The 20493-nt window shown below is 60.0% G+C and carries 19 protein-coding genes; 3 read left to right on the plus strand and 16 right to left on the minus strand.

The window, feature by feature from the left end; all coding sequences use genetic code 11:
* Positions 1-146 precede the first annotated feature (146 nt).
* Positions 147-2465: a P-loop ATPase, Sll1717 family gene (locus ACFOKJ_RS03400; protein ID WP_390276666.1), complete on the plus strand. Its 2319-nt coding sequence runs from the start codon at positions 147-149 to the stop codon at positions 2463-2465.
* 83 nt (positions 2466-2548) lie between these two features.
* On the opposite strand, the gene ACFOKJ_RS03405 is transcribed toward ACFOKJ_RS03400, so the two are convergent.
* From ACFOKJ_RS03405 to ACFOKJ_RS03415, 3 genes are all read right to left on the minus strand, one after another.
* On the minus strand, positions 2549-3184 hold the full coding sequence (locus ACFOKJ_RS03405; protein ID WP_390276668.1) for a carbonic anhydrase: 636 nt from the start codon (positions 3182-3184) through the stop codon (positions 2549-2551).
* A gap of 274 nt (positions 3185-3458) precedes the next feature.
* A complete protein-coding gene (locus ACFOKJ_RS03410) occupies positions 3459-4337 on the minus strand; it encodes a hypothetical protein (RefSeq protein WP_390276670.1) in 879 nt (292 codons plus the stop codon).
* A gap of 431 nt (positions 4338-4768) precedes the next feature.
* Positions 4769-5812: a sensor domain-containing diguanylate cyclase gene (locus ACFOKJ_RS03415; RefSeq protein WP_390276672.1), complete on the minus strand. Its 1044-nt coding sequence runs from the start codon at positions 5810-5812 to the stop codon at positions 4769-4771.
* Positions 5813-5966: 154 nt separating this feature from the next.
* Between ACFOKJ_RS03415 and ACFOKJ_RS03420 the strand changes: the two genes are divergently transcribed.
* Entirely contained in the window at positions 5967-6308 is a 342-nt protein-coding gene (locus ACFOKJ_RS03420) for a hypothetical protein (protein WP_390276674.1), read from the plus strand.
* A gap of 18 nt (positions 6309-6326) precedes the next feature.
* Positions 6327-7385, plus strand: coding sequence for an RNA methyltransferase (locus ACFOKJ_RS03425; protein WP_390276676.1), 1059 nt, complete (start codon positions 6327-6329; stop codon positions 7383-7385).
* Positions 7386-7394: 9 nt separating this feature from the next.
* Here ACFOKJ_RS03425 and ACFOKJ_RS03430 read toward each other — a convergent pair whose 3' ends face one another.
* The 13 genes from ACFOKJ_RS03430 to ACFOKJ_RS03490 all read right to left on the minus strand — a co-directional run bounded on the left by ACFOKJ_RS03430 (position 7395) and on the right by ACFOKJ_RS03490 (position 20421).
* Positions 7395-8639 carry an EAL domain-containing response regulator gene (locus ACFOKJ_RS03430; protein WP_390276677.1) on the minus strand — a complete coding sequence of 415 codons (1245 nt, stop codon included), beginning with the start codon at positions 8637-8639 and terminating at the stop codon, positions 7395-7397.
* Positions 8623-9708: a protein-glutamate methylesterase/protein-glutamine glutaminase gene (locus ACFOKJ_RS03435; RefSeq protein WP_390276678.1), complete on the minus strand. Its 1086-nt coding sequence runs from the start codon at positions 9706-9708 to the stop codon at positions 8623-8625. The genes ACFOKJ_RS03430 and ACFOKJ_RS03435 overlap by 17 nt, the downstream gene beginning before the upstream one ends.
* Before the next feature lie 2 nt (positions 9709-9710).
* On the minus strand, positions 9711-10208 hold the full coding sequence (locus tag ACFOKJ_RS03440) for a chemotaxis protein CheD (protein ID WP_390276680.1): 498 nt from the start codon (positions 10206-10208) through the stop codon (positions 9711-9713).
* Positions 10205-11032: a CheR family methyltransferase gene (locus ACFOKJ_RS03445; protein ID WP_390276682.1), complete on the minus strand. Its 828-nt coding sequence runs from the start codon at positions 11030-11032 to the stop codon at positions 10205-10207. Before ACFOKJ_RS03445 ends, ACFOKJ_RS03440 begins: the two co-directional genes overlap by 4 nt.
* A gap of 2 nt (positions 11033-11034) precedes the next feature.
* On the minus strand, positions 11035-11541 hold the full coding sequence (locus ACFOKJ_RS03450) for a chemotaxis protein CheW (protein ID WP_390276683.1): 507 nt from the start codon (positions 11539-11541) through the stop codon (positions 11035-11037).
* An 11-nt stretch (positions 11542-11552) separates the two neighbouring features.
* A complete protein-coding gene (locus ACFOKJ_RS03455) occupies positions 11553-13217 on the minus strand; it encodes a methyl-accepting chemotaxis protein (protein WP_390276684.1) in 1665 nt (554 codons plus the stop codon).
* A 53-nt stretch (positions 13218-13270) separates the two neighbouring features.
* A complete protein-coding gene (locus ACFOKJ_RS03460) occupies positions 13271-15316 on the minus strand; it encodes a chemotaxis protein CheA (protein WP_390276686.1) in 2046 nt (681 codons plus the stop codon).
* Positions 15306-15614: an STAS domain-containing protein gene (locus tag ACFOKJ_RS03465; protein WP_390276687.1), complete on the minus strand. Its 309-nt coding sequence runs from the start codon at positions 15612-15614 to the stop codon at positions 15306-15308. Before ACFOKJ_RS03465 ends, ACFOKJ_RS03460 begins: the two co-directional genes overlap by 11 nt.
* A 7-nt stretch (positions 15615-15621) precedes the next feature.
* Positions 15622-15990 (minus strand): response regulator, encoded by a 369-nt coding sequence (locus ACFOKJ_RS03470; protein ID WP_390276688.1) that lies wholly within the window; start codon positions 15988-15990, stop codon positions 15622-15624.
* Positions 15991-16006: 16 nt separating this feature from the next.
* Positions 16007-17113 (minus strand): methyl-accepting chemotaxis protein, encoded by a 1107-nt coding sequence (locus ACFOKJ_RS03475; RefSeq protein WP_390276689.1) that lies wholly within the window; start codon positions 17111-17113, stop codon positions 16007-16009.
* A 167-nt stretch (positions 17114-17280) separates the two neighbouring features.
* Complete coding sequence (locus tag ACFOKJ_RS03480; protein WP_390276691.1) at positions 17281-17490, minus strand: hypothetical protein; 210 nt, start codon at positions 17488-17490, stop codon at positions 17281-17283.
* Positions 17491-17851: 361 nt separating this feature from the next.
* A complete protein-coding gene (locus tag ACFOKJ_RS03485; RefSeq protein ID WP_390276692.1) occupies positions 17852-19432 on the minus strand; it encodes a methyl-accepting chemotaxis protein in 1581 nt (526 codons plus the stop codon).
* 224 nt (positions 19433-19656) lie between these two features.
* A complete protein-coding gene (locus tag ACFOKJ_RS03490; RefSeq protein ID WP_390276693.1) occupies positions 19657-20421 on the minus strand; it encodes a DUF5602 domain-containing protein in 765 nt (254 codons plus the stop codon).
* Between the last annotated feature and the right edge of the window lie 72 nt (positions 20422-20493).

Consider the following 20493-nt stretch of genomic DNA (forward strand, 5'->3'; position numbering starts at 1 on the left):
GTCGCCTTAACTCATAAGCTACTGTTTTTCATAGGACTATAGTACGAGCTTATGTGTCGCTCGACGACGGGGGGCTGCCCCCCATTTTTTTTGTCACAAAATAAATTTGCATATCATTTGTCATTACAAAATTTCTGGTAAATATTATGGATCTTGGATTTTTTGCATACCCAGCCAGCCCCACAGTAATTGGCGCGACAATTGAAAGTGCAATTCAAAGCTTAAAGCAACAAGGCATGAATGGAGTTGAATCCTGGAGGGCTCTAGATATTCCTGGCTATTTTATTGCCAGCCAAGTATTGCAGAAGATTGACGAAGCGGATTACTTGCTTGCAGATATATCAAATATAAATTTCAATGTAGTATTTGAGATAGGCTATGCAATCGGTCAGAATAAGCGAGTTTTAATCTTCAAAAACAAGTCAATTGCCGAGAAGGGTGTGACGGTAAAGGAACTTGGTATATTTGATACCATCGGATATCAAGAGTACCAGAACTCCAGCGAACTAAAGTCTTGCATGCTTGAAATTGGCAACAAATCCCCTATCCCGCTGTACAAATCCCAAAATATAAGACAACCACTCTATGTAATAGAAGCGAAGCATCGGACTGACTGGCAAATTAGACTTACATCCAGGATCAAAAAAACCGGATATAATTTTAGAACTTTTGACCCAAATGAAAGCCCCCGTCTACCGGCACCGATTGCAATTGATGCTGTTAGCCAGTCTTATGGTGTTGTGATTCCCTTTGTATCCTCCAATACTGAAGGTCACGAAGTACACAATATGCGCTGTGCCTTTGTGGCCGGTCTTGCAAAAGGAATGGGGCGGGTAACATTAATGCTCCAACCATCTGAAGAAGACCCAATTCCGCTTGATTACAGGGATATGGTCAGGATTTGCATTCATCCAAACGACATCAATGAGGCCATTGCCGATTTTGCGTCAGAGGTGAATTCTGCCATTCAGAGCACAAACATTAACAGTAAAACTGTCGAAGAAACTTTGCTACAGAAGATCAATCTCGGGGCAAGTTCTGCAGAAAATGAAATACGGGGTCTTGACGAGTATTATCTAAAAACTGACGCCTACATGCAAACAAAGCGGGGTGAGGCGCACCTTGTGGTGGGCAGAAAAGGATCCGGAAAATCGGCGATATTTATTACACTGCGAGATGAAGAGGAAAATAAAAAGGGTGTAATTGTATTGGACCTCCAGCCAGACGGGTATAAATTAATAAAATTCAAGGAGTCAATATTGCGATTTCTTGAGGAAGGGACAATGCAGCACACCATTATGGCATTTTGGGAGTACATTCTTCTATTGGAGATATGCCATAAGATATTGCAGCAAGATAAAGATCTACACACAAGAAACCATAATCTTTATGAGCCTTATCGAAAGCTTGCAGAGACTTACAAATCAGGACACCTAGCCTCTGAGGGTGACTTTTCTGAACGAATGTCAACCTTAATTGATAGAATCACCAACGATTACACGGCGCAATTTTCCAACGAAGAAAACGTCCGAATGTCTAATCCTGAAGTGACCAACCTTGTTTATACGCATGACATTAGGGAGTTGACAGAGGATCTTCACAATTATCTAAAGCACAAAGAAGCTCTGTGGTTGTTGTTTGACAATATTGACAAAGGGTGGCCGACATCTGGCTTACAAAAAGAGGACTTAGTAATAGTCCGCGCACTCGTTGATGCCACTAGAAAAATAGAAAGGCAGATGGTTCGCCTTGGAATTTCCGCAAAAACGGTAATTTTTCTTAGAAACGATGTATATGAGCTTTTGGTGCGAGAAACATCGGATAGAGGGAAAGAGGCCGCTGTCGGACTGGACTGGACCGACCCCGACTTGCTTCGGGAAATTATTAGATTACGACTACTTGCAACCGACTCCAATCAAAAAGATACTTTCCAAGAAATATGGGGAAAAATATGCGTCAGCCATATAAGGGGCGAAGAGAGTTCACAATACCTTATTGACAGATCGCTTATGCGGCCTCGGTTCTTGATTAATTTGATTGACCAATGCAAGGGGTTTGCAATAAACCTCGGGCATAGGGCAATCACCGAATCCGACCTAGAGAAAGGTCTAGAGGCATTCTCAACAGACCTAGTTACCGACATTGGTTATGAAATTCGAGACGTTAACAACAAGACGGAAGATTTGTTATATAATTTCATTGGAGCAAATCCACACCTTAGCTCATTGGAGTTAAATAAATTACTAACCCCATACAGCGACATTGGCTTACATTCTGAAGAAATTATTGACTTACTATTGTGGTACGGATTTCTAGGGGTGCGTCACAGCGATGAGAAAATATCTTATATATATAATGTTCATTACAATATGAAGCTACTAAAGGCTTTAGTATCCAAGGGCGGGGATTCGACAGTTTTTTCGATCAACCCTGCGTTTTGGAAAGGTCTACTAATAGAAGTCTAGCCAGTAAGTATCCTGAGCAAAGCTGAAATAACAAAGGCCCTGCATTGCAGGGCCTTTTTATATAAAAAAATAGCAAAAACCAATCAGGTCGCATTCACCTGTGGATTATCCTCCAGCTGCACAAACTGCATGGTATTGCCATCCAGTGCCTCGATGGCGCCATTTTCGATGTTGTATACCCAGCCATGCAGATTCAGCCTGCCCTGCGAAATGGCCAGCGCCACCGCGGGGTGGGTGCGGATATTGGCCAGCTGGGCTACCACGTTTTCGCGCACCAGCGCATCGGCTTTTTCTTGCTGGTCGGCATATTCGCGGGAGGAAACAATTACCTTGGCGGCATCGGCATAGCGCAGCCAGTGGGATACTGCCGGCAGGTGATCCAGGCACTGGCAGCTGGAAATGGCAGCCATGGCACCGCAATTGGAATGACCGCAGATCACGATATCGTGAACCTTGAGTACCGATACCGCATATTCCACCGTGGCAGATACCCCGCCCGGCTCCGGGCCGTAGGGCGGTACGATATTGCCGGCATTGCGAATAACAAACAGGTCGCCCGGTTCTTGCTGGGTGAGCAGTTCCGGCACTACCCGGCTGTCGGAGCAGGTAACAAACAGTGCCTTCGGGTTTTGTTGCCCGGCCAGTTTCTTGAATAAATCCGTTCTACCCGGATAAACCTCTTTTTGAAACTTTACAAAACCTTCAATAATCTTCTGCATTAACGAAGCCTCCAGACACGAAATAACCACTGGCTAATCAGGGACAAATAAGCCATGCAAATAAGGTCTGGCTCCCGCGGGAACCGGTGTGGTCGCTAAAATAGCACATATTTCGTCATATATACCCACGCTGCCGGTGCGGATTGCGGGCTCAACAGCGGGACATTGCCCGCGGCCATCTCGCCGCCGGCGACCAGGTGCTGGGGGTATTCAGCTGTAGGCACTGCTGCCTTGCGGCCAACTGTGCAAGTTGGCCGCAAGGTGCTGTCCGCTGCTAGTGCTGCTGGTGCGTTTCGAAGCGGTGGTCGCAGCCTCGGCAACCGGCGGCGGTTTCTTCTGCCCAGTACACATGGGTCAGCGTCTTGCTGCCATTGCTGTTGCGGCGCTCATAAATGCTGCTGCGGCCGTTGGCCGACTGGTGAATCAGCGTGCCCCAGCTGCGCGGGTCGTCGCTGATGTCCACGCCGGCGCTGGCCAACGCTGGCGCACCGCTTTGCAGGGCGCTGTTGTAGCCATCGCTGGTGGTATGGCCAGTGCCGTAGATGATGTTCAGCTGCTCGAAGTCGTGTGCGTTCGGGGTGGTGCTGATTGCGGAGTTACCGTAAACCGAACCGGTATTGGAGAAGTAATCCATGCAGGTGTTCAGCGATTGGCCGGTTTCGGACTGGTGACCAAGGCCGAAGGTGTGCGCCACCTCCTGGCACACCACGTGCAGCCGTTCGCTCGGGTAGTTGTAGCTGGCCAGGTTGAAGTAGGAGTCGTTCATCTTGGCCGAGCCCTGGGTGATGTGCAGGCCCTTGATATTGATGGAGGCCAGACCCAGCCAGCCGTTGTAGCCATACTTGGCATTGCACACCTGGGTGGTGCCGGCCACCATGCTGCAGGTGCGCTTGCCCGGGCTACCACTTACCTTCACCGGGCTGATGCGTAGTGGGTAGCCACCCACAGTGCTGTTCCAGCTGCCGATGGTACTGAGCAGGTAAGCACTCCAGGCGGGCGACATATTGTCCACTACCTGCAACGTGAATGGCGTGCTCGTGAACGCCCAGTGGTAGCCTCCCCAGCTGTGCGTAGCCAGCGCCGGCCCCGACAGCGCTGCCAGCACTGCGCCCAGCAGCAGCGTCGCCCGGGCCGGATTTGCGTGATTCGACATGACGATTTCCTTTGCGTATGGCGCGTGTGCCGCGGCACACGCGCCGGTATCCGGATCAGCCCCTTGTCGTCGGCTTTCTCGCCGGCCGTTCATGTTTCGTTATAGCGCCCACACGCCTGCCATGCAGCCGTCCAGGTCTATCTGTAGGGCACCTCGAAAAACTCCCGCTTTCGTTGCGACACTGCGTTGCTCAAGAAAAATTTCTCCTTACATATCAAATATATGCTGCGTCGAAATTTTTCACTCGCGCCTTGTCTCGCTTAGAAATCCGGGTTTCCAAAGCGCCCTGTAGCAATGCCAGCGAACCGTGGGCCGGCGGGCGTTGTTTCCTTGTGCGTATGCCGCATCACCGGCGGCGGCACACGCTGCGGTAGCTGCCGCCAGCGCCCAGGGTTGGCCGCATGGCTGCTGGTGGCTTACCCGGCCCGGCATCAGCTACGCAGTTTTCTGGCCTGCTTCACCGCGTACATTTCACTGTCCGCCAGCTGTACCGCAGCGGTGCCTTGCAGCCCGAACGGCGCCAGCGCCACCACGCCGGCACTGGCGCCGTGGTAGTCCAGCGTCTGCTGGCCCAACTGGTAGCTGCCTACTGTGGCCTCGAACAGCCGCTGCTGCAGCGAGCGGGCCGCCTGCCCTGGCTCGCCATCGCAGATCAGGGCGCCAGGCACGTCGACATTGTTCCACTGCGGCCCTGGGCCAATCACCAGGAATTCATCCCCGCCCATGCGCCCCAGCATGTCGGTGGCCCGCAGCGCGGATTGCATGCGACTGGCAACCTGCTGCAGGAATTCGTCGCCGCCCTGGTGTCCGTAGCGATCGTTGATCTGCTTGAAGCCATCCAGGTCGACAACGCCAACCAACACACTGCTGCCATTGCGTACTGCCTGCGCCAGCAGGCGTTCCAGCTCGTCGAACAGTGCGCGACGATTGGGCAGGTCGGTCAGTGGGTCGGTCAGTGCAATTGCGGTGAGGCGGGAATTGGCGGCCTGCAGGCTGTTCAGCAGGCTCTCCCGCTCGATGAAATTGGCGACGATATTGGCGAACAGCTGCAACAGGGTCTGGGTTTCCTCCGGCACGCTTATCGGGCTGGCACTGGCAGCGCACAGGGTACCCATCAGCCCGCCTTCGCCATTGCGCACAGGTGCGCTGAGATAGCTGCGTATGCCAAGCTGGCGCGCGGCGGTGGAGTCGCCCCACAGGCTGCCCACCTGATCGGTGGCCAGCAGGCCCATGTCCAGCGACCGCTTGCACAGTGTGTCTTCCCACGGCACCGATAGTCCCTCGGCTATCTGCATCTGGCCGGTGTTACGCGCGTAACGCACATGCTGCACGCCCCGGCCCAGTTCGATACTGGTGAGATAGGTGGATTCCATGCCGGTGATCGTGCCCAGCATTTCCAGTAGCGGGCGGATCAGCTGATCCACTGTCTTGGCGGTATTGAGTGAATAAGAGAGTTGGTACAGCACAGGATCCACACCTGCCTCCTTCATGACACGAATATCGGGCGTAACTGTAATGCAAGTATGGCGTAGTGTCTGGCGCAGCGCGCCCCGTGGCCGCATGGGCAGCGGCCGGCTGTGCTATAGTGTCGGCCCGTTTTGCCACTGCCAGCCGCAGCCGCCCCGCCCGATGTCCACCCTGCTCCGCCTGCCCGTATTGCTGTTGCCGCTGCTGCTGGCTGCCTGTCAGCCGGATGAGCCGCTGCGCGGCAGTTTCCGCTGTGCCGACCACAGCCAGTTCCACTACAACCGCCAGGCACAGGCGGTGGAATGGCAGCGGGACGGCAGGCTGTTTCATGGCTTCATGGATGAAAAGCGCCAGCTGCTGTGGCCACAGCAGGCGAACAATCCCGCACTGCCGGACAGCTACGCGCTGTCACGCAAGGTGCCTGGCGAGCTGATGCTGTACGGCGGCAGCGCCGGCAAGGGGCTGCGCTGTCGCAGCGATGACGGCAGCCAGGCCAGCCAGTAACCACCCTACGAAGCCCTCATGCGTATCCAGGAATTCCACCAGTCGCTGATCGCCATCGGCGCCCGCCCCTGCCACGTTGGCCGCATCAACCGCGCCTGGCTGAAAGGCCTGGCGCTGGATACCGGCACCCGCCACCAGAAGGGCGAAAACTACTTTCCGCTGTCGGTGCGCAACGGCCTGCCGCCGATTGCGGCGCAAATCGATGGCCTGGCGCGCATCCACTCGCAACACACTGCCGACGACGGCTCACTGCGCCTGCTGGTGGCGCTGGCCGATGGACAGATGGTGGAAAGCGTGCTGTTGCCGCGTGACGGCCTGTGCATCTCCAGCCAGGTGGGCTGCGCGGTGGGCTGTACTTTCTGCATGACCGGCAAGAGCGGCCTACTGCGCCAGCTGGGCAGCGCCGAAATCGCCGCGCAAGTGGCGCTGGCGCGGCGCATCCGCCCGGTAAAGAAGGTGGTGTTCATGGGCATGGGAGAGCCGGCGCACAACATCGACAACGTGCTGGATGCGATTCAACTGCTGGGAACCGACGGCAATATCGGGCACAAGAACCTGGTGTTTTCCACCGTGGGCGACCCACGGGTGTTCGAGCGCCTGCCGCAGCAGCAGGTAAAGCCGGCGCTAGCGCTGTCGCTGCACACCACCAATGCCGAGCTGCGGGCGCAGCTGCTGCCGCGTGCGCCGCGCTACAGCCCGGCGGAGCTGGTGGCGCTGGGCGAGGAATACGGCCAGCGCGTGGGCTACCCGATCCAGTACCAGTGGACACTGCTGGCCGGCATCAACGATACGCAACAGGAAATGGACGCCGCGGTGCGGCTGCTCAAGGGCAAGTACGGGGTGCTGAACATCATCCCCTACAACAGTGTGGAAGGTGACAGCTACCAGCGCCCGTCCGCCGAGCGCATCCAGTACATGAAGCGCTACCTGCACGACAACGGCGTGCTGACCAAGATTCGCGATTCCGCCGGCCAGGACGTGGACGGCGGCTGCGGCCAACTACGCGCCCGCGCCGCCGACATCATCGACCACAGCCGGCTGCTGCGCCGCGCCGGCAAGACGGCGGCTGGTAGCTGACAACCAGCGCTAGCGGCACTGCTGGCAGATGCCCTGCAGCCTGGCGCTGTTGTCGGTGGCCCAGCCCAGCAGCTCGCTGCCGGGCATCGGCGGGGCGATCAGGTAGCCCTGCGCATACTGGCAGCCCATCTGGTAGATCAGTGCCAGTTCCTTCTGCGTTTCCACTCCTTCCGCCACGGTAGCCAGCCCCAGACGCTGGCCCATGCCCAGCGCCGCCTCCAGAATGGTGCGCAGCTGCCATTTATCCGGCGAGTGCCGCACAAAGGAGCCATCCAGCTTCAGCTCGCTGAATGGCAGCCGTGACAGCTGCTGCATGGAGGAAAAACCGGTGCCGTAATCGTCGATGGACAGGCCGAAGCCTTTCAGCCGCAGCCGCCCCAGCGTGCCCAGCGCGGCGGCCAGATCGCCCACCAGCGCGCTTTCGGTGATTTCCAGCACGATGGAAGGCGGCGGAATGTTGGCCGCGGCTACCCGTTCGATAATGGCATTGCCAAAGCCACGGTCGGACAGCGATGGCGCCGACACGTTGATGGCCACCGTGGGGTTGAAGCCCAGCGCATGCCAGCGCACCAGGTCCTGCAACACCTGGTCCAGAATGATCAGCGTCAGCTCGTCGATCAGGCCGTTTTTTTCTGCCACCTCGATAAAGCTTACCGGCGGCACCAGCTGGCCATCCGGCATGCGCCAGCGTGCCAGCGCCTCCAGCCCGGCCACGCTGCCATCGGTCAGCCGGATCTTGGGCTGGTAGTAGGGAATGATCTGCCGCAGCCGCAGCGCCTCGGCCAGCGCCGGCACCGCCACCTGCGGCGGCGGCGCATTGCTGACGCCCTTGACGTGGGCGCCTTCGAAATGCGCCAGTGCCAGCGACAGCGATTGTCGGGTAAGCGGCTTGCGCAGCGTGCCCAGCAGCGGCAGCCCCAGCGCCTCGGCCATGCCGGCCACCGCGTTGAGAATCGACGGCTCGGCACTGCTGGCAATCAGCAGGCCGGGGCAATTTTCCTCCCGTACCAGCTGCTGCGCGGTTTCGATGCCATCCATGCCCGGCATTTCCAGATCCAGCAGGATCACCGCCGGGGTGGGCTGCAGCATGCGCAGCAGCTTGAGCGCATCGTGGCCGTCTGCCGCCTCGTACAGCTGCTGCACGCCCATGCCGCGCAACAGCTCCACCGCGCTGCGGCGCTGCACCGCGCTGTCATCCACCACCAGTACGCCAGCCTGGCGAATCAACGCCGAAAGTTCAATTTGCGTTTCCATAGCGCACAATCATTGCCGGAATATCTTCCAGCGCGGCAATGTCTGCCGCGCCACCATGTTTGATTGCTTCTTTCGGCATGCCGAACACGATACAGCTGGCCTCGTCCTGCGCCACGGTGGGCGCGCCGGCATCGCGCATTTCCTTCATGCCGCGCGCGCCATCGTCACCCATGCCGGTCATGATCACCCCCAGCGCATTGGCGCCGGCCGCCTTGGCTACCGAGCGGAACAGCACATCCACCGATGGCCGGTGCCGCGATACCGGCGGCCCGTCCACCACGTCCACCACGTACTGCGCGCCATTGCGCTTGAGCAGCATGTGACGGCCACCGGGGGCGATCAGCGCACGGCCGGTCACCACGCGGTCACCGCTCACCGCCTCCTTCACTTCGATGCGTGACAGGTCGTTCAGCCGGCGGGCAAAGCTCTGGGTGAACTGTGCCGGCATGTGCTGCACGATCACCAGCCCAGGCACCGTGGCCGGCAGGCGCGGCAGCAGGTACTCCAGCGCCTGGGTGCCGCCGGTGGAGGTGCCGATGGCAACAACGCGATCGGTGGTCTGCGACAGACGTGGAGTGTTGCGTGGCGCTTCCAGAATGGCGTCGGCGGTGAGCTTGGGTGGTGCCGCCGCCGCTGCCGCAGTGCTGGCGGTACCGCTGCGCAGGCGTTTGATATTGGCGCTGGCGGCGGCGCGCACCACCGACACCAGGTCTTCGTCCTGGCTGCGCAGAAAATCGCTCAGCCCGGCGGTGGGCTTGGCGACGATGCTCACCGCGCCGGCGCGCAGCGCCTGCAGGGTGATGTCGGCGCCTTCGGTGGTGAGCGTGGAGCAGATCACCGTGGGCGTGGGGCGCTGTTGCATGATCTGACGCAGAAAGGTCAGCCCGTCCATGCGCGGCATTTCGATGTCCAGGATCAGTACATCCGGCCACTGCTGGTTCATCTTGCTCATGGCGAATACCGGGTCCGGCGCAGTGGCAATCACCTGCATGTCCGGCTCGCGCTGCAATATGTCGCTGATTACTGCCCGTACCACGGCAGAGTCATCGACAATCATCACCTTGATCATGGCTACACCCCCTGGCTACGCGCTGCGGCCAACCGCCGACGTGGCGGCACGGTCTGGTACTTGCGCACCCGCAGCAGACCATCATCCGGATCGAACTGCACGGTGCGATACCAGTTGCCGCCTACATCGCTGCTGTCCACCGCAACGCCAGCCTGCTGCAGCAATGCCAGCACCTGTGCCACGTTGCGTCCGCCCACGTCCTGCGGCCCCTGGCCGAAACCATAGCCGCCCCCCACCACATAGCAACAACAGTCGGCCAGGGCGACACCTTCCTTCAGCAACTGGTACTGCATCATGCGCCAGGATTCATCGGCGTAACGCCCCGGCTCGTCATCCGCCCGTTCCAGCAGCCGCTGCGGCAGCAGCACATGATTCATCCAGGCCCTGCCGCTACGTTCGTGCCACAGAATGATGCTGACGCAGGAGCCCAGCACCGCCGCCAGCACATCGCCGCGCACGGCCTGTCGTATTTCACCGATACCCACCCAACAACGTGTCATGCCGCCCCGCTTTTGCGATAAATCGAGGGCTGGATGTTTTCCAACTGCAGGTTCATGCCGTACAGGGTTTCCGAGCGGCCAACATACAGCCAGCCACCGGGGCGCAGCGCTTGCAGCGCCAGTTGCACGATGCGCTCCTTGGTCTTTACATCAAAATAAATCAGTACGTTACGCATGAAAATCACATCAAACGGCCCCAGCCCTTCGGGGTGGTGCAGCAAATTATGTTCAGCAAACTGCACGCGCTGCCGCAAGTCCGGCGCCACGCGCAACATGCCCTGATACTGCCCGGTGCCGCGCAGGCAATACTGCCGCAGCACCTCCTTGGGCATATTGTCCAGCCGCGCCATCGGGTACACGCCACGCCTGGCGCGCTCCAGCATGCGCAGCGACAGATCGCTGGCGTGCACACTCCAGCGGCCGTCGTCCCCCAGCGCGCGCGCCAGGGTCATGGCGATGCTGTATGGTTCCTCGCCGCTGGAGGATGCCGCGCACCACACCTTCACCTCCCTGCCCGCCAGCTCCGGCAGCACCTGTTGCGCCAGATGCTGGAAGTGCACCGGCTCGCGGAAGAAATAGGTTTCATTGGTGGTGAGCAGATCCACCACGATGCGCGCCTCTTCCGCCCCCTGCTTGCTTTGTAGCAGCCGACAATAGGCATCGAAATCCGGCAAGGCATTCACCACCAGCCTGCTGCGCAGGCGACTGGCCACCAGCGGCATCTTGCTGTCCGGGAGCAGGATGCCGCTCGCGCGGTGAAACAGCTGCTGGATATGCACGAACGCCGCGCGGCTGATGGCCTGGGTGGTGACGGTGGCTGGCATGCTCAGCCCGCCAGGCTGCTATCCAGCGATTCGCCGCCGGCATCCACCAGCTGTTCCAGCTCGGCCATCGACAATACCTGCGAGATATCCAGCATCACGATGAAGTCGCTGTCGCGACGGATCATGCCGCTGACGAAGTCCGGGCGCAGCCCGAGGCCAAAGTCCGGCTTGTCCTCGATCTGCTCCTGCTCCACCTCCAGCACTTCGTTCACGCCATCCACCAGGATGCCCAGCGGCAGCGGGCCGTTGTCGCCGGCGATCTCGCTGATCACGATGCAGGTTCTGCGGCCAACCTCGGTGAGCCCGCGGCCAAAGCGCACCGCCAGGTCGATTACCGGCACCACCGCCCCGCGCAGGTTGATCACCCCGCGCAGAAACTCCGGCGTCATCGGTATTTCGGTCAGGCCAGGGTACTCGATGATTTCGCGTATCGGCGCGATCTGCAGCGCATACACCGCCTTGCCCAGGGTAAAGGTCAGATATTGTTCGGGCGCACTGGTTACCGACATCTCGCTGCTCCTCAGAAATTCACGAACGCCGAGTCGTCGATCTCGCCACTGGGCGCGGCACGATGGCCGGTCAGGGCGCTACGCCCCTTGCTGCCATGGCCGCCACGCAGCGACAGCACGCGGCCGCTGTCCGTGGTCTTGAAGAACTGCATCAATTCCTGCAGCTGGATCGCCTGCGCGCTCATCTCCTCCGCGGTGGCCGACAGCTCCTCGGAAGCCGAGGCATTGGCCTGGGTGGTCTGCGACAGCTGCACGATAGCGCTGTTGATCTGCTCCAGCCCGCCACGCTGCTCGGCCGATGCGGCAGCGATTTCCTTCACCAGGTCGGCGGTCTTGCCGATGGACGGCACCATGTCATCCAGCAGCTTGCCGGCGTTTTCCGCCTGATCCACGCTGTTGTTGGCGAGGCCGCTGATTTCCTGCGCCGCCACCTGCGAGCGCTCGGCCAGCTTGCGCACCTCGGCCGCCACCACCGCAAAGCCCTTGCCGTGGTCGCCGGCGCGTGCCGCTTCGATAGCCGCGTTCAGTGCCAGCAGATTGGTCTGGTAGGCAATGTCGTCGATGATGCTGATCTTCTGCGCGATCTGGCGCATGGCGCCCACGGTCTTGCCCACGGCATCGCCGCCGGAGCGCGCATCGCGCGCCGATTTGGAGGCAATGCCGTCGGTAACGCTGGCGTTCTCCGCGTTCTGCGCCACGGTGGAGGAGATTTCCTCCATCGACGAACTGGTCTGCTCCACGCTGGAAGCCTGCTCGGTGGCGTTCTGGCTGAGGGTGTTGGCCGAGGCGGACACTTCTTCCGAGGCCGAGGCCAGACCTTCCGCCGCGGTGCGTACTTCGGCGATGATGCCGGACAGCTTGTCTATCATCTGCTTGACACCGGCCAGCATGCTGCTGTCGTCGCCTTTCTTCACCTCCACCTGCACGGTGAGGTCGCCGGCTGCTACCTTGCGCACGATCTCACTTACCAGTGCCGGTTCGCCACCCAGCTGCGCCAGCACGCTGCGCAGAATCACCAGACCCAGCAGCACCAGCAGTACCAATGCCACCCCGCCGGCGATGTACATCGACAGCAAGGCAGTCTCGGCACCACGGTTGGCCTCAGCCACTGCTTCGTCACCGATTTTCAGGTTAAGGTCGATCAGCTTGCCCAGGCCCTGTTCGGCGGCGCTGAACAGCGGACGGCTGGCCAGCAGGCTGCGGTGAAAGCTGGCGAACAATTCGGCACGCAGCTCCGGCGCGGCGCGCTGGATAGCCAGCGCCTGCTCGTTCAGCTTGTCATTGGCAGCCTTCCAGGCAGCCCAGTCCTGTTCGAACTGTTTCCAGATCAGCGCTTCTTCTTCGGTTTGCGGCAGTGGCGCATAGATGCCCCAGCCCTTGTCAACCCGCGCCCAGGCTTCTTTCTTCTGGCTCAGGAAACCATCGATATCCTGCACTTCGTCCGGGTAGGCGGCACGCGAGTCAATGGCACGGTCGTAAGAGCGGATTGCCGTCTGCGCCTCGTTGATGATCTGCAGGCCCTGCACCGAAGGCATGCGAACCACGCCTACCTCGTGGATCATCTGCTGGTTGTACTGCAGGCCCTTGAAGGAGATAAGCACCACCACCAGCAGCGCGATAATGGCCACCGCCAGCAGCGCGCCGATCTTGGCTTTTATGGAAAGGTTGGAAAGCATGGTCTCTGCTCCGGACTAGTTGATGTTATCGGCTTGGGTAATAGGTGACGACCTCAGCCGCCGCTAGGTGTGTCGGTTACCGCCGGGTGGCGGGAGAAACGTTGCAGCAGGCTGGGCACATCCAAGATCAGCGCCACGCTGCCATCGCCCAGAATCGTCGAGCCCCCCAGGCCGCGCACACTGCGCAGCAGCTGCCCCAGCGGCTTGATTACCGCCTGCATCTCGCCGATGAAACGGTCCACCACAATCCCGGCGCGGCGCTTGCCATAGCGCACCACCACCACCGACTGCCGCGCGCCGGGCTGTGTCTGCAAGCCGAAGGCTTCGGCCAACTCGATCAAGGGCAGCGGCTCGCCGCGTAGCGCCACCACCTGGCTGTCCTGGCGCCGGTCGCTGACATCCAGGCACTCTTCCACCAGCTCCAGCGGCAGGATGAAACTGCTGTCACCCACCATCACCTGGAAACCGTCGATGATTGCCAGCGTCAGCGGCAGCTGAATGCGGAAGGTAGAGCCCACGCCGGTTTGCGAGCTGATCTGGATGCTACCGCGCAGCTGGCTGATGTTCTGCCGCACCACATCCATGCCCACGCCACGGCCGGAAATATCGGTAACCTGCTCTGCAGTGGAAAACCCGGCGGCAAAGATCAGGTTGAAGATTTCCTCGTCGCTCAGCTGCGCGTCCTCGGCAATCAGCCCCTTCTCCACCGCCTTGGCGAAGATGCGTGACTTGTTCAGGCCGCGACCGTCGTCGCTGATTTCCACCACGATGCTGCCGGACTCGTGATAGGCGTTCAGCTGCAGCCGGCCGTGCTCCGGCTTGCCGGCCGCCAGCCGCTCGCTGGTGGGTTCGATGCCGTGATCCAGCGCATTGCGCACGATGTGCAGCAGCGGGTCGGACAGCTTTTCCACCATCGATTTGTCCAGCTCGGTCTCGGCGCCGCTGATCACCAGTTCGATCTTCTTGCCCAGCTCCTTGGACACGTCACGCACCACGCGCGGAAAACGCTGGAACACGTCGCCGATCGGCGTCATGCGCAATTCCAGCGCGCGGTCGCGGATGCGCTCCACTACCAGTTCCAGCTCGGCCAGTGCTTCACGCAGTTCGCCATCGCTGCCGCGTGCGGCCAACACCCGGGTGCCGGCGGTGGCGATCACCATCTCACCCACGGCGTCGATCAGCTGGTCCAGCTTGCGTGCCTCGATCTTGATCAGCGCTTGCTCCGGGCGGTCGGTAGCGCGCAGGCGCGGCGCGGCAGGGTTGGCCGCAGGCGGGTTGCCAGCAGTAGGCGCCAGCACCGCCGGCGGGGCTGCATCTGTTGCGGCAAGAGGCTGCGCCACTGCCGGTTCCGCAGCGTCGATGGACTCCGGCGCCAGCAAGGGCATGATGTCGATCTGGCAATCGTCGGCAATGAACTCAAACGCCCCTAGCACCGTGTCGCTGTCGGCCTCGGTGCGCAGCGTGATGTCAAAGCTCAGATAGCAGGTTTCCGGCTCCATGTCCGCCAGCGGCGGCAGCTCATGGTAATGCGTCTGCACCTGCTGCAACTGGCCGTAACGCTCCAGGTAGAGGATGAAGGACAGCGGATCCATGCCCATGCGCAGCAGGTCCGGCGACGGCTGCAGCCGGATCTGCCAGCCCTCGCTGGCCGCTGCCGGCGACAGTGCCGCGGCTTCGGCTGCAGGTTCCGTCTCGCAATCCGGCGTGGCGATGCGCAGATAGCGGCTTAGCGACGCTAGCAGCTCGGCACGCGTTTCCGGTGCCGGGTCGTGGCTGCTGTCGCCTTCTTCCAGCGCCCCGATCAGGCCGGCCAGGTAGTCGCCACAGCCCAGCAGCAGCGCCGACAGTTCGCCGTCCAGCGCCAGCTCGCCATTGCGCACCTGCACCAGCACGCTTTCCATCACATGGGTGAAATCCACGATCAAATCCAGCGCGAACAGCCCGGCCGAGCCCTTGATGGTGTGCGCGGCACGGAACACGGCATTGATGCGCTCGTCGTCCACGCCGTATTCCTCGATTTCCAGCAGCGCGGCTTCCATCTGCGTCAGCAGCTCGCGTGCTTCCTGCACCAGCGAGCCAAGTGCCTCGTCAAGCTCCATGGCTTGCTCCTTCCAGCCGCAAGGTGGCCGCCAGCCCGAAGCGGACAATACGGTCGCGCGCCGCCGCACTGGGGCTGTGCAGCTGCACCTGCGTGCCTTCCCGCACCAGTGCCAGCAGCAGTTGCAGACCGCAGCTGTCCAGCTCGGTAATGCGCGACAGGTCCACCCGCACCCGGCCATGGGCGGTAACCAGCGCCAGCGCCAGCTGGTCGCGCAGCTCGGCAGCTTCCATGATGGTCATGGCGCCTTCCGGCACCAGTTCGCAGCCGTCATCCAGATGGGTGCAGGTCAGGGTCATGGCAGCCTCAGGCGGCAATCAGTTTGGCAACGGCATCCAGCAGCATCGGCGGCTGGAACGGCTTGACGATCCACGCCTTCACCCCGGCGGCCTTGCCTTCCATCTTTTTCTTCTCGTCGCCCTCGGTAGTCAGCATCAGCACCGGGGTAAAGCGGTAGGCCGGCAGCAGCTTGGCCTGTTTCACAAAGCTGATGCCATCCAGATTGGGCATGTTCACATCGGAGATGATCAGGTTGAACTTGCGGCCATCCAGCTTGGTAAGCGCATCCTTGCCATCTACCGCCTCGGTCACTTCGTAACCGCCGGCGCGCAGCGCGATTGCCAGCGTCTGGCGCATACTCATGGAGTCATCAACGATAAGAATCGATCGGCTCATGGTTTACATCCTTGCATTAGAAAAAAGTCACGCCGGAGGATTGCTGGCTCACCACATGTCCGTCGCTGCCGTAATGCACCGCCTGCTGCTCCAGCGTGGTGTAGGCAGCGGCCAGCTTGGATAGCCAGCGCTGGCTGTCCGGCAGCTGCCCGTGGCGGGCGGCTTCTTCGGCGCTGGCCATGTCGTCCATCACATGGCCGAGAATCTGCTGCACCCGGTCCTGAAACTGCAGCCCCACCAGGACCTCGGCGATGTCCGCTTCCACCCTGGCCTGCTCGTCGCGCAATGCGGCCAACGATGCCGACAGCGTGTCGGCGGTACCCTGGAAGCGATCAATGATCTGCCCGGCGGTAGCGTGGCTGGCCTGCACCAGTTCTGCCTCCTGGCGTGCGAAATCATTGGCGGTGGCGATGGCGCCATCGATGGTGCCGCTGACCGCATCCACCATTTCCTGGATCTGCTTGCCGGTGGCGCCGGATTCGGTGGACAGCTTGCGCACCTCGTCGGCCACCACGGCAAAGCCGCGACCGGCCTCGCCAGCCCGCGCCGCCTCGATGGCGGCATTCAGCGCCAGCAGATTGGTCTGCGCGGCAATGGCGCCCACCCGCTCGGCCATGTTTTTCAGGTCGCCGGAGTAGCGCGAGATGCCGGCAATCTGCTCGACAATGCCCTGGCGGAATTCCTGGGTGCGATTGAGGGTGGCGGTGATCTGCTCCAGCCCGGCACGGGTATCGACGATGGCGTCGATCACCAGGTTTTCGTCGCTGTGGTGGCGGCGGCCATCACGGATCATTTCCGACAGCGAGGCAAAGCGCAGCACCAGGCTTTCAATCGCCTCGCGGGTCTGGTCGCGCACCAGGCCCAGATTGCGGCTCCAGAACGGAATCACCTCGGAGAAGAAGTGGCTGAAGCCGGCCTTGTCCGGCTCGGCCTGTGCCGGCGCAGCCTGCGGGTCGACAGCTACCATCGGCTGCAGGCGCGGCCACATGGCTAGCAGCAATACCGCGAATACGGCCGCATAAATCAGGCCATACCACCAGACCGAAGCCAGCATGACTGCCAGTGCAATATTCAGCAGTGACAAAAGCCAGCCGCCATGACGGGCAAAAAATGAATTATGCATAGTAATCAACCCTGAAATGGTTTGCGCGCTAGCGGCAATGCGGAATGCGAATATTGCGGAGTGCCTGGCCTGGGCAATGGCGTACTCCCCCTCTTGTTACCGGTGTGGCAATACATATTGTTTTTATTTAGTCGATTTGCGCGCTAGCGATATAAACCGCTACCCGCTTACTGCTGGCATTCTTCGCCGGCAGATAAAGACCAAGCGCTTACTTGGCGACAAGCTAACAGGAATTTCAATTGCAATCCATGAATTTGATCAAATATTTTATAGCTTGCAATTGAATATCTATAAACCGAAGGGAAATTTTCCCCCAAAACCAACCAGGCAACCGGCAGAACATTGCGCAACCGGGTTAAATGCCATTGCAGCGGCATGATTGCGAAAATGTGTAACCATGAGTAGTTGTACTTATGGACAGATGATTCAAGTTAGACGATGTGCTGCTGTTTTTCATGGCAAGCTGCATGAAGCGGCGTAAAAACTTTCCAGCATGCATATTCAATGACAACGGCAATATGCCGGGGTGTTTAAATCATGCGGAGTCAAACTCGGTTCAGCATCCTGCAAATGACATCGGCAATAGCAAGTCCGCCTATCAAAATGCACAAGCGGCGGTAATGCAATAAACCATCAAGTTACTGAAACAAAAAGAAACACGCCCAGCAAGCCGGCCATGCCATGGCCGGCTTGCTGGGCATTGCCACTGCAATAGCACTTGCGCTCTGCCGCAGGAATTCAGCGCTCGAACCTGGCCAGCAGCATGTGCTGTTCGTCCGCAGCCTGATGCAGGGTGCGCGCCGATTGCATGAAGCGCGCCACCGTGGCCTGATTCTCGCTGGCCAGCACATTCACCCGCTCCATGCTGGCGGCAATGCTGTGCGAGGCCTCGCTCTGCTGAGAGAGTGTGGTGGAAATTTCATGCGAGCTTTGCGCCACGCCCTGGCTAACCTGCTGGATCTGGTCAAAAGCATGCTGCATGTTGCTGAGCAACTGTGCGCTGTTGGCCACTGCACCGGCAGTGTCCTGCATCACCTCGAACACCCGGCGCGTACCCTGCTGCACCCGGATGATGGTGGCGGAGATTTCCTCGGTGCTGTTGCCGGTACGCTCGGCTAGCTTGCGCACCTCGTCAGCTACTACGGCAAAACCACGCCCCTGCTCGCCGGCGCGGGCCGCCTCGATGGCGGCATTCAGCGCCAGCAGATTGGTCTGGTCGGCAACATCGCGGATTGTGCGGGTGACATTGTCGATTTCCGCCACCGCCGTCTGCAGCGTATCCAGCATGCCGCCGGCCTGGGTGACGGTATGGATCACCGCATCAGATGCCTGCCGCGACTGGTCCATCTCCGACTGACCGCTGCTGACCAGCTGCCGCGCCTCGACGGCGAAACTGCTGCTGCGCCGGGTGGACTCGCTGATTTCCGCCACGGCGGTGCTGAATTGCTCCAGCGTGGCGGCTACTTCGGCGATGCTGCCGGCCTGGGCAGCAATGCGAGCTTCCAGCTGCCGGCTTTCATCGCGCATCTGTGCTGCCTCGTTTTCCACAATGTGCGCCGCCAGCACGATATCGCTGATCATGGCGCGCAGATTGATCTGCATGCTTTGCAGCCGGGTCAGCAACTGGCCGATTTCGCGTGGCGCGCGGGTGTCTACCTCGCTGCTGAAATCTCCCTCCGCCATGCGCTGGAACAGCCGTTCGGCCTGCTGCAAGGGCCGAGTAATGCGACGCGACAACCATAACCCGCCAGCCAGGGTGCCCACGATCTGCAAGATGGCAATGGCCAGCTGCGCCGGGCCGGCTACGATATTGCGCAGCAGGCCAAGGCAGAACAATGCGCCGACAAACAGCAGGATGGACTGATTGATACTGCAGGAAAACTGCGGGCGGCTTGCCGGAAAGGCGGCACTGCCAGCGTTGACGGCACGGTACAGCGCTTCGGCCTGCGCCACCGCTTCACGGGACGGTGCGTTGCGCACCGACATATAGCCTATCTTGCTGCCGTTTTCGGTAATCGGCGTAACGTAGGCATCCACCCAGTAGAAGCCGCCATCCTTGCTCCGATTCTTCACCAGCCCCCGCCAGGGGCGATCATCTTTCAGCGCCTGCCACAGGTCGGCAAACGCTGCTTCCGGCATGTCGGGGTGACGTACCACATTGTGCGATTTGCCTATCAATTCCTGCTGGCTGAAGCCACTGATCTCGATAAAGGACGGGTTGGCATAGGTGATGACGCCCTTCAGATCCGTCTTGGTGACAATCGGCTTGTGCGGATCCAGCAGGTACTCTTCGTCGGTGACGGGCAAGTTGCGTTTCACGTTGATGTCCTCTTTCGGCAACGATGGATATCAGGCAGAAAACCGGCAGCTAACGCGGCATGTGCTATTCACAAGGAAACATGACAGTTACAACTACAACTTAGAAGTCGCCTGCCAATTAGACAAGCGCAAAAAACCGCGCCGGTGCTGGGTGGCACGAGCGCGGATGATCGCTGCAATTCAATAAATATCGCCAGAGTAGAACTACTCAATTCCGATATTTATTACTTTTGCATGAGCACTATTTCCACGCTGTCATTCGCTGGGTTGTGCTGCACGCGGTAAGCAAGCGGGTAACTGCCGGGCTTGTCGAAACGCGCCGGCTGAGGGATAGCGGCCTCGAAGCTAGGTCGCGACTGCAGGAAGGACAGCGTCACCATCGGCTCCAGAAAGAACAGCCGCTGCCGGTGGTAGCCGTAGATGAAAGTGGCGGTGAATGGCTGGCCGTTGAACTCTTGTCCGGCCGGGTTGATGGCATGCACGCCCATCTGTGGCACCGCCGTGCCGGGTGGCACGATATAGCCAGCCGGCAACAGTTCGGCTGGCGGTTGCTGCGCCGGATCTGCGGATTCGGCCTCACTCTGGAACCGCACCCGGCGCTGCTCGGCCTTGCTGCCAAGGTAGAAGTGGAAATCGAAGTGCGGCACGTCATACACCTTGGGCGGCGGATGACCGGCGGCCTCCCAGTTGACTACCACGTGGTTGAACACCGTGCGCGGCCCCCTGGCCGGCATCTCCAGCCAGTAGGCGGTTGGACCGGCGCCCGGCTTGGGCAGGCCCTGCAGCGCCCGCTTGCTCAAGACGATGCCAATGCTTGCCACCTGGCCCGCATCGTCGGTGCGCACCACGGTATGGGCGGTGCCCTTGCCGAGACGTACTGCCTTGCCGCTGTAGCTGCTGGCTGCCGCCTGTGCCCAGGGTGCGGCCAACAGCAGGCTGCATGCGATGGCCAGACGTAGTGCGCAGCCGCTTGTCTGCTGAGTATTCATGCTGATGACTCCCGCTGATCACCACCTGCCATTTATCGAAATTCCCGGCAAGTGTGACTGCATCTTAGTGAA

Source organism: Vogesella amnigena, from assembly GCF_042648905.1.
Classification (GTDB): Bacteria; Pseudomonadota; Gammaproteobacteria; order Burkholderiales; family Chromobacteriaceae; genus Vogesella; species Vogesella amnigena.